The following is a 13,330-nucleotide window of genomic DNA, read 5'->3' as shown; positions in this document are numbered from 1 at the left end:
ACTGACATCCTCAACAGGAGTCTCTCTTACATACCACTCCTGTCCGTACATTGGAATTTGGAATTGCTGGCATAGTGTGGATATTCACTGTGGGGACCAATCTCACTGATCAGGTTCAGCTGAGCATCAAAAACTAAGTGACAACTGTTTTGCGCACCCACGGCAATCAAGTGACCGTCTTTAGATAGCGTCCCATGCTCCATACTTAAGTCCAGAGATAACTCGTCATCTGGGTGATTCTCCTGTAACAAATGGATAAACGGTTGATGCGCTGGTGGCCATTGCTCCCTCAGTCCTACCCAATCACCTGTCTGATTGGCCTGGCGTATAGCCTCAATGGCGGCATTCGCCAAATGCTCACGGCCCGGTTCTTCAGATTCCTCCCCAGCCTTGTCCCAACTGGCTTGCAAACCCACTTCCACAAACGCATTAATTGCCGCAATATATTGCAGCGTTTTTTCACACCATTCTGCTTGAGAAGATACCTAATTCATGAAGAAAGGTTGCGATCGCGCCTCGTATCATCACAACAAGATCTGACGGTTTATACACTACTGCATTCCCCATCAGTAGTGCTGGAATAAACACATTTGAACTCACAAAGTAAGGATAATTCCAGGCTGCAATATTAGACTTAAAAAGTAATCAATCGAGGGATATCCAGCCTTCGGGTCGAGGTTGAACATCAGAGTGGTGGCATCAAACGCTGTCAGATTTTGGTGCAAAAATTCCGTAATCGGGTTGAGGCATTTGTGGCTGATGTGATGCAAACAGCTTGCGGACTTCACAACGTTCATTTAGAGTTACGTACGGATGTTACGCTATAGCGGGGTAGACGAAGAGGGCAGAGCAAAGCTGTAGATGCCTTTCTCTAGTTCCGATAATGTCTAATAGTTATCGGGTGAACTTGAGCTCGCTTGGGGACTTGCGAGATTTCTATTAAAATTTAGTGCGTTTCTATTCTCTAAATCTGAGATGTAAGTCTTCTACAAAAAATAGGTTGGGACATTATAAGAAAAGTCAAGCAATATGGGGCCTAGACAATGACCTGCACAAATCTATTAGCTATAGAATCTATTGCCATTAAAGGGCGCGGTGTGGTTACTACAAAAGCCATTGCTGCTAACACCGTGCTTGAAATTGCTCCCGTTGCCTCATTTCCATCAACAGAACGTAAAATCATTGATACAACTCAAATTGCCAAATATTACTTTGTTCAACCAGAAGCCTATCAATGCAATCATGAGGTTGATGGGTATTTTGTTTTTGGTCTTGCTTCGCTATGCAATCATGACAGCACTCCCAATTCAAAAGTTGAGTGGGTAACCGATGAAATTGGCCTATGGTCACATCTCACGAGTATTAAAGATATTGCATCAGGTGAAGAAGTAACCTTGTATTATACCAATATAGATGAGTATGATTTCTCATAAGTATCATTGAGATATATCGAGAATCAGAACAATATAGATGCAAAAAATGGGTTTTTATTTGCTGACTGATGCAAGTATTTTATGTAGTTACTTAACCAGCCACTGGTGGACACAATTTGAGAAACATCCTGAATTTCGCGGTGTTGTGGTCAGGGAAAAACGTCCAGATGTATCTATATTACAAGCACGCCATGCGTTTCATACGCGATATGCAGGACAACATAAACTCTCGGCAGATCAGTGGCAGGAGCTGATAGAACTGTATCCAAAAATCAGTGAAGCAGAACAAGCAACAATACAGGCCATAGTAAACACGCATGGCCTTTGTTCTGATGCAGTTAGCCATCATCCAGACACAATCTTTCTTGATGATGATGTAAACAGCGAAACTGCTCGACAATGGCTACAGTCAATTACCCAAACAGGGTCATTACCTTGGCTGTTTAGCTGTATCGGGCAACTTTTCAAACCTCAGTGGGTGGATACACTGCCTGGGTGTTTGGTGAATAGTCACACTGCTGTGTTGCCCTATGCAAGAGGTATTTACACAATTGAAAATATAGCTGCAACACAAGATATTGTGGCATTTCGGCAAGCTGCGGGATTTACCATTCACTATATAGATGCACAAGTGGATACAGGGGCAATTATTCGTGCCGAACGTGTTGTTGATCCTTTCAGATTTAAAACTTTATGGGATTTAAAGGCATACCTTTATATGAGCAGTTTCGATTGTTACATCAATACAGCTGAGGTAATGCTAAATTGTTCTGAAACTGTTCCTGCTGGTATTATTCCTGACCCGGCGTTGCGTGGCAAAAATTTTAAGAGCAAAGATTTTTCTGCGGCTAAGAGACATGGGGCCGAAACAGGTTACTTAGCAATGAAGGAAATAGTTCAGCTATCTGCCTGCTCGGTGCCATGAGTTTTGGGCTTTAACTAATCTGGGAATAGTGCTAGGGATTTGGAGGGTTGTAGGGCACTGGCGCTACTCCATTACTCATCTACCCATCTACAGCCCCAACCAGGGCCTTTATTTTTGTGCAGTCCCCTATGTGCTGTTGATGGCCATGGAATTGCATAGCTCCCGATATTTTTGATGCAGGCGCACTTAGACTCTAGTGAATTAGCGTCTATTCTCCGATCCGAAATTCCGATCCGAAATAACGAATACTCCCCTTTATATTCTATTCTAAAGTAGTGCTAAGTTTCAGATCGCTATCAAGCTAAGTTAAAATTTATTGGTAGTGTATACATATTCAGGTTCATGCAGGAGAGTCTTGGTAGGGTTTATCCCCTGCACTGACACCGAAGGCGCATTCCCAAAAACGCTCAGGTCGATTTACTGCTGAACTGTAGGAAAATCTGGAGAGTGCTGTTTTAGGCAGCCACCGAAGGGGCAAGCAGAGTAGACCTAAAACTAGGACTACTCTGTGAATCTCTCAGGTAAAAGGACAGAGAGGGGCGTTATCGAATGCTGTCTTTTTGCGGCGATTTGCCGAGAGGTTTCCCATGGAAGTTTGTGTCTTAGGGGCTGGTGTTGTTGGGGTGACTACGGCATGGTTTCTCCATAATGCAGGGTTTGACGTTACGGTTATCGAGCGGCAGCCAGCCGCCGCTTTGGAGACTAGTTTTGCCAATGGTGGACAAATCTCCGTTTCCCATGCTGAACCTTGGGCAAATCCAGGTACACCCGAGAAAATTCTCAAGTGGATTGGCCGTGAGGATGCTCCCTTGTTGTTTCGGTTACGGGCCGATGTGGGCCAATGGTGTTGGGGATGGCAGTTCTTGCAGGAATGTGTGCACTCCCGAGCCCGTCATAATTTGATCCAGCTGTTGAATCTGGGCACATTTAGCCGTAGCGCTTTGCAAGCCCTGCGCTCAGAAACAGGCATCACTTACGATCATCTCACGAAGGGCATTCTGCACTTTTATACTAGCCAGCGAGAGTTTAAGGCGGCCATTAAGTCGACCAAGATTATGCAAGACTTTGGCTGTGATCGTCAGGTGGTGACAGCGGAGGATGCTGTTCGTATTGAGCCAGCACTTAAAACTGTTCAGGACAGAATTGTGGGGGCAACCTATACCGACGCTGACGAGTCTGGAGATGCCCATCGGTTTACGCAAAACTTAGCTCGACTATGTGAGCAGAGAGGGGTTAAATTCTTGTGGAATACCCAGGTGCATCTGCTGGAAACACTTGGTGAGAAGGTGGATGGATTGCAAATTTCCCAGGCAGATGGCAGTCGCGCCACCCTTAATCCAGATGCTTGCGTAGTCTGTCTGGGTAGCTACAGTCGACAACTGGTGAAACCGTTGGGTATTAATTTGAAAATTTACCCAGTTAAGGGGTATTCAGCCACATTTCCAGTGGAATGTGAGGATTTAGCCTATACCACCAGTCTTACGGATGATGAGTATAAGGTGGTTTTCTCTCGACTGGGCAATCGGCTACGGGTGGCTGGCACAGCAGAGTTGAATGGCTATGGGTTAGCGTTGAATGCAGCCCGTTGCAATGCCATTGTTGATCGGGTGATGGAGCTATTTCCGGGGGCCACTAATCCAAAGCTGGCCAAGTTCTGGACTGGCTTACGCCCCTCAACGCCCTCTAATGTGCCCTATATTGGAAAAACTCGTTACTCTAATTTATTTGTCAATACAGGCCATGGCACCCTGGGTTGGACCCATGCTTGCGGTTCTGGTAAAGCGATCGCAAATATCATTTCAGGTAAAAAACCTGAGGTGAACTTTCAGTTTACTCAAACGCTATAGAGAAAGTTTTTGATGAGTGTACTCTAGGGATTGAACTAATTCAACTGTACCTGACCCAAGGGATTTTCAGCGTTCTACCTATAGATGTCGCAAACGTTCAATACATTCAACTCTAAAGGCTCTACGCTCGTAGCGTTACTTTTGGGAGCCTACAGTGAACTCAATATCAACAAATGCAGCAACATACGAGTTACATGGAATGGAATTCGATCTGTACGTTGCCCAACCAGAACGCGTGACGAAGGCTCTGCCGGCCATTTTTGTAGCCCATGCATGGGATGGTTTGAACGAGCCTATGGAGAATATCACCCAACGTGTAGCACAACTGGGATATGTCGCCGTTGCCGTCGATGTGTACGGTAAGGGTATGCGCGGTGATCCCACGGGTGACAACTCGCATTTAATGATTCCCCTGCTTAAGGATCGAGGTGTTTTGCGAGATCGCTTACAGGCTGGTTATGCGGCTATCAGAGAGATAGAGACGGTGGATACTACCCGAATTGGTGCCATAGGGTATTGTTTCGGCGGCTTGTGTGTACTCGACTTGGCGAGGTCAGTGCCAGATGCCCTTCAGGGTGTTGTTAGTTTTCACGGCGGACTGACTAGAAACAGTCTGAAGGATACGAAGCCAATGAAGGCAAGTATTCTCATCGAACATGGTTGGGATGATCCGTTAGTACCCATCGATGATTACCTGGCATTTGCCCATGAGATGGACGAACGTAAGGCTGATTGGCAGGCGCACATTCATGGTGGCGCAGTACACGCGTTTACGTTTGAGGGTGCAAATATGCCAGAGAATGGCCTGCAGTATCATGAAGCAGCGGCTCGACGTTCATGGAAATCTATGATTGATTTTTTTGATGAAGTTTTCTGAGGCTGCTGTTGACCAAAGACGAACACAACAGTAGCTGGGACCATGGGAGCCCGATACCATTGGCCTGCTAGCGAATGCCTTTATTTCCGATTAAGTCTATTCTCTACTTTTCAGTTCAGTATGGAGCATTGGAAAGCAACGGTTTATGGATGAGTATTAGCAGTTTTTAGGATTATCTGTAAATGTCACAGCATAATAATCGCGTTCAGAAGATCGAACTGAAATTTCAGCTTTGGGGATGGGCTTTATTTATCCTATCGGCAAGCTTTTTTATGGCGGCGAGTATCAGGGTGGGAGATGTGTTAAGTCTCTTGGGTAGTTTATTTTTTCTCTTTGCTTGTATCTTGTTTGTGATTCCCCTAGTTATTATGAGAAAGTCATGAGATGTGGCACAAGAAATAAGCTGCCCGTTAGGGCAACAATTTGATTTGAAAGGGGGAAATGCCTAAGCGGCCTCGTCGTCGTTATTTCCATTGAAGATCCAGCCCAACGGAAGGTTCAGTCTGTTTTTGGACCGTTTTCCGGTTTTGGGCTGTTTGGATAGGTGTGGCTAAAACTGATTTGCATTACAGAAACATGCCGCCAGAGACTTCGATTCTCTGCCCGTTAATCCAGCGGTTGTCCTCAGAGAGTAAAGATGCGATCGCACCGCCAATATCATCGGGTACCCCCACCCGTCCAAGGGCCGTTTGGGATGCAATGAAATTATTGAGTTCCTTATTGTCGCGGACGACACCCCCACCAAAATCCGTCTCGATCGCGCCAGGGGCCACAACATTTACCCGGATTTGTCTGTTACCCAACTCCTTTGCTAGATATCGGGTTAATACCTCAATCGCCCCTTTCGCGCTGGCATAGGCGGAGTACCCTGGCAAGCTGAACCTTGCTAGCCCTGACGAAAGATTCACGATGTGTCCGCCATCTTTGATCAAGGGCAAGAGTTTCTGCGTGAGGAAGAAAACACCTTTGACGTGAATGTTGAACAGGCGATCAAAGCCATCTTCAGTGATCTCAGTAAATGGCTGATTGAATCCAAACCCTGCATTATTGACCAGGAAATCAAAGCGATCCGTTTGCCAGGTATGTTGCAAAGATTGCTTTACCTGTCCGACGAAATCTTCAAACATTTGGGTATTCGAACTATCCAGTTGCAGGGCAACTGCCTCACGCCCCATCTCCTTAATGTCAGAGACAACTGCGTTGGCTTTAGCCTCATTGCTGTGATATGTCACGATCACATCGATGCCTTTCCGGGCCAGGGTCAATGTGGTGTTTTTACCTAACCCTCGGCTCGATCCAGTCACTAATGCAATTTTTTGATTGTCCTGTGGCATGGTTTTACCCTTTCTGCGCTTGCTTGGGTTGATCGTAGGTCGGGATACATTGGCTCTGAATGCCCAAATCTGGCAGGTTATTGCCTAATCCTCTCAACCTAGATGTTGGTCGAGAAGCTATTCTCTACAATGAACCCGTAGGCAACGATTGCAGTCGTCCAAACCCAGCATGCAGACTGAAACGATTTACCACGATCAGATCGCTAGTCGCTGTGCAGAACTAGCGATCCGGGCAGCACGACACACGGATAGTCAGGGCAATGGCGTTCACCTAACTGAGATCGCTCAACTGGCATTCATTCGAGACGATGCTTCCACGATGGTATGCAATGTTTATGAACCGGCACTTGCCATCATTGTTCAGGGGAAAAAGGAGATATTGCTCGGTGAAGAGACTTATCACTACGGTGTTGCTCAATATCTGATGGTTTCTGTTGAACTACCCGTCAGAGGATTCATCGTGGAGGCAACGCCCGACAAGCCATATTTAGGTTTTCTATTAAAACTCTCCCCCTTTCAACTCTCTGATATTGCTACCCAGGTTCAACTCAAAACAGATGCCAAAGACAGCTCCTGTCGAGGGTTGTTCGTCGGCGATGTCGATTTGCTCCTGATTGATGGTGCGCTCAGACTGACCCAGCTTTTAGATACGCCACAGGATATTCCATTTCTAGCACCGATGATTATCCGCGAAATCTACTACCGTCTGCTCACAGGGAAACATGGTGAAGCGATACGTCAAATTGCCACCTCCGGTAGCCACATGCAGCGCATCGCCGGAGTTATCGAACGGATCAAAACTGACTTTACCCAATCGCTACGGGTTGAAGCGCTGGCACAGCAAGCTAACATGTCTGCTTCATCCTTACATCGTCACTTTAAAGCAGTCACCTCAATGAGCCCGCTACAGTACCAAAAACAATTACGATTGTTAGAAGCGCGTCGCCTGATGCTAACTGAAGACGTCGACGCGACCCATGCTGCCTATCAGGTGGGATACGAAAGCCCCTCGCAGTTTAGCCGTGAATATTCCCGTATGTTTGGGGCACCCCCCATCCAGGATATTCAGCGGTTACGGATAGCCTGATTTGTATCCAAGGGTACACAGTCTTCCTCGCTAACTACCTACACTCGTCTTGGTGTGACCAAGCTCAACTGAATGAAACCGATTGCTTTTTCAATGCTTGCGATCGCAACCCTGGGAATACTATCAAGTCCAGTGGCTGCTGACGATCATGTATCTCCTAATGGTGTTAGAACGTTAACTCCTGAAGGCGGTATTATTCCAACTGCCACATGGAGTCTGGGGACCCGTGCCGGAGACTATATCTTTGTTGCAGGGATGCGGGGGATTGATCCCGAACTGAATGCCCTGGTTCCCGAGGCTGAAGGTCGTGTCCGACAAGCATTTTTAAACATGCAGCTGATTGCTGAATCAGAGGGAGCCAGCCTGCGGGATGCAGTACGTTTAGTGGTGTATGTGACAGATATGTATCGCTATCGCCCAATTGTCAACCAGATTCAGCAAGAACTCTGGGGAGAGGGTCCCTATCCGCCCCGCACGATCATTGAGGTAGATCGGCTTAATCAAGACGATATTGTTGAAGTCGAAGGCACATTCTACGCTCCTATCGAAGAATGAGTAACCCCTAAGCTCCTAGCTAATACAATGTCAGTTGTTGTTGGCCAAGGTGCTAACGGTGATGTCAGGGGTGATAATCTTACAACCTTTGCTAGCAAAGGTTGTAAGATACCGTAGATATTTGCAGGCGTACAAGCAAACCGTTCGGCTGTAATCGAGAGAGAATTTTGCCAAGAGACAGATCAATGTTGGAGCAATCGTCTGTCATTACTGTAGTGTAGTCAGCTATCTCACTTGCGATGATCGGTTTTTAGTGATTTATAAATGGGATGGGTGCAGGTTGCGATTGTGGCAGCCTCCGCCAATAATTTTGCCCCGCACACAACGTTAGAGCGGCCTGAGCAAAAACGATCAGCTAAGAGTTAAAGGTACTGCACAGCCGCACAACTCTGCCCCAGCGAAATCTTCCGAAAGTCTATACCTTGAAGCATTATCAGCAGGCTCGAAACTCTCGGATTGAGTTCTTAAAGGTGGTGACGTTCCCATGATGAGACCATTGACCATGGACGACAGAGTTTTCTGCACCACTAAGGGATTTGGAGTCAGAACTTGTGCGCGTACAGTACCTCCATCACGTCACAGAGATAGGCAATGCCCGAATAATCGTCGAAAAACTTTGCTGCAACCTCATCTGAAATCTTCACGGCCATCTCCCGACTTGGGGTAAGTACCTCGAACTTTACATTGGAGTAAGTGCCAGAAACGGTGGGTTGTCCCGACGAGCGCACATTGCGACTGCCTTTACCGCCAGCGTCCACCACCGTATAACCGGGGGCCCCGGCTTCGTCGATGATCTTGGCGATCTGTTTCAGCAGCAACTTTTCCGTGACGATGACGAGCTTGCTGGCTTGCTGGGTCATTTAGGTTACCTCTTGATGCGTTTTGTTGTGATAATTCAAGATAAGAATCTATGGTTTTATCTTGAACCATATATTTAAGTTTATGACAAAGATCGACCAATCCACTACCCTCTTTTGAGTAAGATGGGCTCAGATTAGCGGAAGCATTTTATAAAAAACACTTATCCTTTTGGATGTGGGCTTTGTATCGTTGACGGCTTGTGTGCCGATTGAGGTCGTAAGAGAACAAGGCTTCTTCACTAACTTTGAAAAAAAATGTGGTCGTCGAAGCAAATCTAAGTATAGACTTAAGAATATCGTTCAAGGTAAAAGCATAGACTTTTGTCTTTCGTTCGACATCAATGTCAAGTGTGAGCGATCCAGTCTCTCTCCTGGAGAGTATCTCCAGTCACAGGTGAATTTCTGACAGGTGTTTGCGTAACGACGGGCACTTGTCTGCCACCGTCATATATATATTTGATCAGCATGGAACGGACACCATGAACAAGTTTGACTCAACTAAACTGCGGACCAAGTTTGACAACACCAGCGAAGGCTGGCTAGTGCAGGTATATAGCGGTGATCGCCGTTTGCTCTGTGTTTTAGACGCCTCCCACGGTTGGAGCTTCTTGCTCGGTTGCGGTCTTGGTTTACTCCTTTCAGTAACTTGGATAAACGCCGCTCGTTACAGTACCCCCTTAGAGCCGACCCCACCAACAGAACTACCCGCATTGCAAATGGATTGATACGACCCATCCTAGGGATAAGATATTCGCCTTGAGGCATCGTCATTGGACCTCAAGGCGCTTGTGGAGCTACCCATCACAAAGACGGGGTGGCCTCAGACCCCCCATATTCGGGGGTATAGATGGGGCGAGCAAATTGCTAGACGAGAAGAGACAAACACTCTCTGGTTGCACAGGATAGATGGGCGAGTGGATCTCACCTGCCTCGCAAGCCAACCAATTCAGCTGTTGCCGATTGCTAAATATTTGGTTGGGTCCAGCCCAGATAAAGGTGAGATATCAGAAATTTGGTTGTTGGACAGCGACATTAAGGCCTCAAGGGAGGCTAGCGGCGAGATATTAGAAATTTGGTTAGGTCAATAGGGCTCAGGTTTCGAGCAGTTTCAGTGCTGATAGCGGCGGCAGGTCAGATCGCTATGCATACCCCTCGGTCAAGTGCTTAATTGAGGTTTCGTTAGTGGATGTTTGCTAGGCGGATAGGCCCAATATTCTATTGACAAGGTGGGATGGCAGTTATTTGACTCTTGGGTCAAGGGTATGTCGCCTTGAGAAAACTCTGCGATCGCAATTTACATTAACCAGAAGCGAAGATCACCAAACAGAAAAAAGAAAAACTTATGATTGGAATTTGACATTGCGTTCCAAATCCTTGTTGAGAGTGCGCAAAAATCTGTGCATTTCAGGATAGACTTAAATACATAGAGATTTAGATTTTAATAGATCAAAATCTATAGAAGGTAATGCAAAATAGCAGTTATCTTCCAGCCCTGTTTGGAGAGTGGCCCTCTCTGAATACTCTGTCGACAGGTTCTCGCGTAACACCTGTACTTTAGGGGTGAAGCGCTTTACCCCTACTTTTTAAAGCTCACTTATCACAATAATCATTCCTCGTTAGAGGAGGCGGAAGGAGGTATTAGTGGATTTCTTGTCCGATTTTTTGACGAACTTCCTGGCGAAGTTGCAGTCCCCGACACTCGGCTTTCTAATTGGTGGTGGAGTTGTTGCCGCCCTCGGTAGCCGACTGGCAATTCCGGATGCGGTCTATAAGTTCATCGTCTTTATGCTGCTCATTAAAGTCGGCCTGAGCGGCGGCATTGCGATCCGCAATGCAAATCTGGCGGAGATGCTTTTGCCGGCAGCGTTTGCCATGGCAGTGGGCATCCTTATCGTGTTTATCGGGCGTTACACTTTGGCCAAGCTGCCAAACGTCAAAGTCGTGGATGCCATTGCGACCGCAGGCTTGTTCGGTGCCGTGAGTGGTTCTACCCTCGCCGCCGCCCTGACACTAATGGAAACGGGAGGTATGCAATACGAGCCCTGGGCCGCCGCACTCTATCCATTTATGGATATCCCAGCGCTCGTGACTGCGATTGTCTTGGCCAGTGTTTATCTCAGCAAGCAGCGCAATGCCGCAGACGAGCATCTCAGCAAGCAGGAGTATCTCGGCCAGCAAGAGTATCGCGCCCAGCAGGGAGGAGGTACTGCAGTTGAGTATCGTAGCAAGCAGAGCAGTGCCGCAAATAATAAGGTCAAGATATGGCCCATCATTCAAGAAAGTCTCCAGGGCTCTGCTCTATCGGCATTGCTGCTCGGTATTGCTCTAGGTCTCTTGACTCGGCCAGAAAGCGTCTATGAGAGTTTCTTCGATCCCCTCTTCCGTGGTCTGCTTTCGATCCTGATGCTAATCATGGGTATGGAAGCCACGGCAAGAATTAACGAGCTGCGTAAGGTAGCCCAGTGGTATGCCGTATACGCCCTGGTGGCACCGCTGCTGCATGGCTTCATTGCCTTTGGTCTCGGCATGATCGCCCATGCTGTTACGGGCTTCAGCCCTGGAGGCGTCGTCATCCTTGCCGTCATCGCCGCCTCCAGTTCAGATATCTCAGGGCCGCCCACTTTACGAGCCGGCATCCCATCGGCCAACCCTTCCGCCTACATCGGCTCGTCCACAGCTGTTGGCACACCGGTTGCGATTGCCTTGGGAATACCGCTCTACATCGCGCTTGCCCAGGCGCTGATGGGCAGCTGATTCTAAACGGGTTGCGGTCTGCCGGTGCTCCCCTAGTCCGGCGACCAACGCTAAGGCTATGTCAAGGTCTGCGGCATCTTCATTCAACAGCCGCGCGGGTCCATAGGTCTGGGCCAATGACTTCTTTGCTGGCGTTAATGTCCCGCAGGTACACAACACAGCCACCCAAAAAGCCGGGTTCACGCCCCGGCTTTTTGGGTTTAATCGTCTGGGTTTTGTGCTTAGTGGTGCAGGTACTCGATCAAACGTTTAGGATATAGAGTCGCAGTGCCTTGCCTGCACTATCAGAGAACAGAGAACAGCTGCAATTGTGCTTGGGGACAATTATGTTGTCGTTGTCGTCGTTGTCGTCAATACCCATGTCCAAATTAGTGCTCATTTTGGACTGCTTAAATCTCTCAATTAACTGTCTGAAATAACTGGGTCAACTCCTCTAAAACTGCATGAGAATGGTGTGATTCTTGTCGAGAAAATTCGCATCACATTGGAGTGGTTTTTGGAGATTAGTTATATTGTTAGTATTAAGATATCGTTCGGGATTCCCTTGCAATGAGCCTTATAGAGGTCACTACGCTTTTTACAATGATGGCTGCTTTAGCAGCTTTGCCAAGTGCAAGTGTTGCATTGGTTGTTACGCGTGCAGCGACTTTGGGCGTTAAAAGTGGGATTGCTGTGGCTATGGGGATAGTTTGCGGCGATCTTGTATTTGTGGCCCTGGCAATCCTAGGTCTGTCTGTTGTTGCTGAAACAATGGGTGGTTTTTTTATACTTGTCAAAGTGTTGGGCGGCATGTATCTGATTTGGCTCGGAATATCACTGTGGCGATCCAATGATGAACCTGTTGACATCGCAACGTGTAGTATAGGTAATGCCAAGCGGGGGCTGACAACAAGCTTTGTCTCAGGCTTTATCTTAACCTTGGGAGATGTCAAAGCAATTTTCTTCTATGCCAGCCTATTACCTATGTTTGAAGATCTATCAACGTTAGCAGTCTTTGATCTGATAACTATCGTGTCAATAATAGTTTTTGGAGTTGGTGGCGTAAAGATTTTATATGCTGTGTTTGCTACCCATGTTGCACTTTTTCTGGAACGAAGGAAACTTCAAAAAGTGTCAAAAAAGGTTGCAGGTGGTTTAATGATTGGAGCTGGTAGCTACCTTATACTCAGGACCTGACATACTCTAGAGAAAAGCATATAAATAAGCACCCATTAACCAATGCCCATTTGTGATCGAACGGGACGGCGGTACCAGACCCTTCAGTATCGTGGTCATTCGCCTTGGGGCAGACTATCAGCGGTCTTTTTGACGAGCTGTTTCTAAATTACGACCATCCATCAGCGTATTGCAGAGGGACTGTATCCTGCCCATTGGTGCCAGGATTAGAGGCCAGTGATTGCTCATGATGCTGAGGATACATGGCTCGAAGGGGTACGTTAGGGAAACTTTATGGAAAGTGGTGCGAGATTTCAGTCACCGTAAAATCTCTGAGGTTAGAAATCTAAAAAAATGGAATAGTCTGGTAGAAAACCTGATTAAGTCTGGTGTTTAGTCTTTTAGTCTAACAACAGTTTCCTCAGAAAAAGCTACAGATACAGTCAGATTATTTCTTGGTAAGAATATATTTTCAACCATGCTAGCTTTGAAGTCTGTGCTCT

At 47.0% G+C, this 13,330-nt stretch carries 14 protein-coding genes and 1 riboswitch; of the genes, 9 read left to right on the top strand and 5 right to left on the bottom strand.

The window, feature by feature from the left end:
* Nucleotides 1-26: 26 nt before the first annotated feature.
* Entirely contained in the window at nucleotides 27-422 is a 396-nt protein-coding gene (locus tag SPB21_RS10425; protein ID WP_499866493.1) for a hypothetical protein, read from the bottom strand.
* A gap of 37 nt (nucleotides 423-459) precedes the next feature.
* A complete protein-coding gene (locus SPB21_RS10420) occupies nucleotides 460-588 on the bottom strand; it encodes a hypothetical protein (RefSeq protein WP_431732036.1) in 129 nt (42 codons plus the stop codon).
* A gap of 455 nt (nucleotides 589-1,043) precedes the next feature.
* Here SPB21_RS10420 and SPB21_RS10415 point away from each other — a divergent pair, with 455 nt between their 5' ends.
* The 4 genes from SPB21_RS10415 to SPB21_RS10400 all read left to right on the top strand — a co-directional run bounded on the left by SPB21_RS10415 (nucleotide 1,044) and on the right by SPB21_RS10400 (nucleotide 5,082).
* Nucleotides 1,044-1,433 (top strand): SET domain-containing protein-lysine N-methyltransferase, encoded by a 390-nt coding sequence (locus SPB21_RS10415; protein WP_163669572.1) that lies wholly within the window; start codon nucleotides 1,044-1,046, stop codon nucleotides 1,431-1,433.
* Nucleotides 1,434-1,470: 37 nt separating this feature from the next.
* The gene (locus SPB21_RS10410; protein WP_499866492.1) at nucleotides 1,471-2,358 is read left to right on the top strand and encodes a formyltransferase family protein; all 888 of its coding nucleotides are present in this window, start codon (nucleotides 1,471-1,473) and stop codon (nucleotides 2,356-2,358) included.
* 430 nt (nucleotides 2,359-2,788) lie between these two features.
* A riboswitch (glycine riboswitch) is annotated at nucleotides 2,789-2,901 on the top strand.
* A 44-nt stretch (nucleotides 2,902-2,945) separates the two neighbouring features.
* Nucleotides 2,946-4,205: a D-amino acid dehydrogenase gene (locus tag SPB21_RS10405; RefSeq protein WP_499866491.1), complete on the top strand. Its 1,260-nt coding sequence runs from the start codon at nucleotides 2,946-2,948 to the stop codon at nucleotides 4,203-4,205.
* A 199-nt stretch (nucleotides 4,206-4,404) separates the two neighbouring features.
* The gene (locus SPB21_RS10400) at nucleotides 4,405-5,082 is read left to right on the top strand and encodes a dienelactone hydrolase family protein (protein WP_499866490.1); all 678 of its coding nucleotides are present in this window, start codon (nucleotides 4,405-4,407) and stop codon (nucleotides 5,080-5,082) included.
* A gap of 566 nt (nucleotides 5,083-5,648) precedes the next feature.
* Here SPB21_RS10400 and SPB21_RS10395 read toward each other — a convergent pair.
* The gene (locus SPB21_RS10395; RefSeq protein WP_499866489.1) at nucleotides 5,649-6,416 is read right to left on the bottom strand and encodes an SDR family NAD(P)-dependent oxidoreductase; all 768 of its coding nucleotides are present in this window, start codon (nucleotides 6,414-6,416) and stop codon (nucleotides 5,649-5,651) included.
* Between the two features lie 169 nt (nucleotides 6,417-6,585).
* Here SPB21_RS10395 and SPB21_RS10390 point away from each other — a divergent pair, with 169 nt between their 5' ends.
* Together SPB21_RS10390 and SPB21_RS10385 are read left to right on the top strand one after the other, a co-directional pair.
* Nucleotides 6,586-7,503 (top strand): AraC family transcriptional regulator, encoded by a 918-nt coding sequence (locus SPB21_RS10390; RefSeq protein ID WP_163669558.1) that lies wholly within the window; start codon nucleotides 6,586-6,588, stop codon nucleotides 7,501-7,503.
* A 72-nt stretch (nucleotides 7,504-7,575) separates the two neighbouring features.
* A complete protein-coding gene (locus SPB21_RS10385; RefSeq protein WP_250565148.1) occupies nucleotides 7,576-8,058 on the top strand; it encodes a RidA family protein in 483 nt (160 codons plus the stop codon).
* Nucleotides 8,059-8,600: 542 nt separating this feature from the next.
* On the opposite strand, the gene SPB21_RS10380 is transcribed toward SPB21_RS10385, so the two are convergent.
* Entirely contained in the window at nucleotides 8,601-8,918 is a 318-nt protein-coding gene (locus SPB21_RS10380) for a P-II family nitrogen regulator (RefSeq protein WP_006514274.1), read from the bottom strand.
* Nucleotides 8,919-9,397: 479 nt separating this feature from the next.
* Between SPB21_RS10380 and SPB21_RS10375 the strand changes: the two genes are divergently transcribed.
* Nucleotides 9,398-9,643 carry a hypothetical protein gene (locus tag SPB21_RS10375; protein ID WP_163696104.1) on the top strand — a complete coding sequence of 82 codons (246 nt, stop codon included), beginning with the start codon at nucleotides 9,398-9,400 and terminating at the stop codon, nucleotides 9,641-9,643.
* A 916-nt stretch (nucleotides 9,644-10,559) separates the two neighbouring features.
* Complete coding sequence (locus tag SPB21_RS10370) at nucleotides 10,560-11,672, top strand: sodium-dependent bicarbonate transport family permease (RefSeq protein ID WP_490796116.1); 1,113 nt, start codon at nucleotides 10,560-10,562, stop codon at nucleotides 11,670-11,672.
* 241 nt (nucleotides 11,673-11,913) lie between these two features.
* On the opposite strand, the gene SPB21_RS10365 is transcribed toward SPB21_RS10370, so the two are convergent.
* A complete protein-coding gene (locus SPB21_RS10365) occupies nucleotides 11,914-12,051 on the bottom strand; it encodes a hypothetical protein (RefSeq protein WP_499866488.1) in 138 nt (45 codons plus the stop codon).
* Nucleotides 12,052-12,254: 203 nt separating this feature from the next.
* Here SPB21_RS10365 and SPB21_RS10360 point away from each other — a divergent pair, with 203 nt between their 5' ends.
* Complete coding sequence (locus SPB21_RS10360; RefSeq protein ID WP_499866487.1) at nucleotides 12,255-12,848, top strand: LysE family translocator; 594 nt, start codon at nucleotides 12,255-12,257, stop codon at nucleotides 12,846-12,848.
* Nucleotides 12,849-13,330: the final 482 nt, after the last annotated feature.

This window comes from Leptothoe sp. ISB3NOV94-8A, from assembly GCF_043421595.1.
Taxonomy (GTDB): domain Bacteria; phylum Cyanobacteriota; class Cyanobacteriia; order Phormidesmidales; family Phormidesmidaceae; genus Leptothoe; species Leptothoe turfae.
This window is presented reverse-complemented; position numbering and strand designations above follow the sequence as displayed.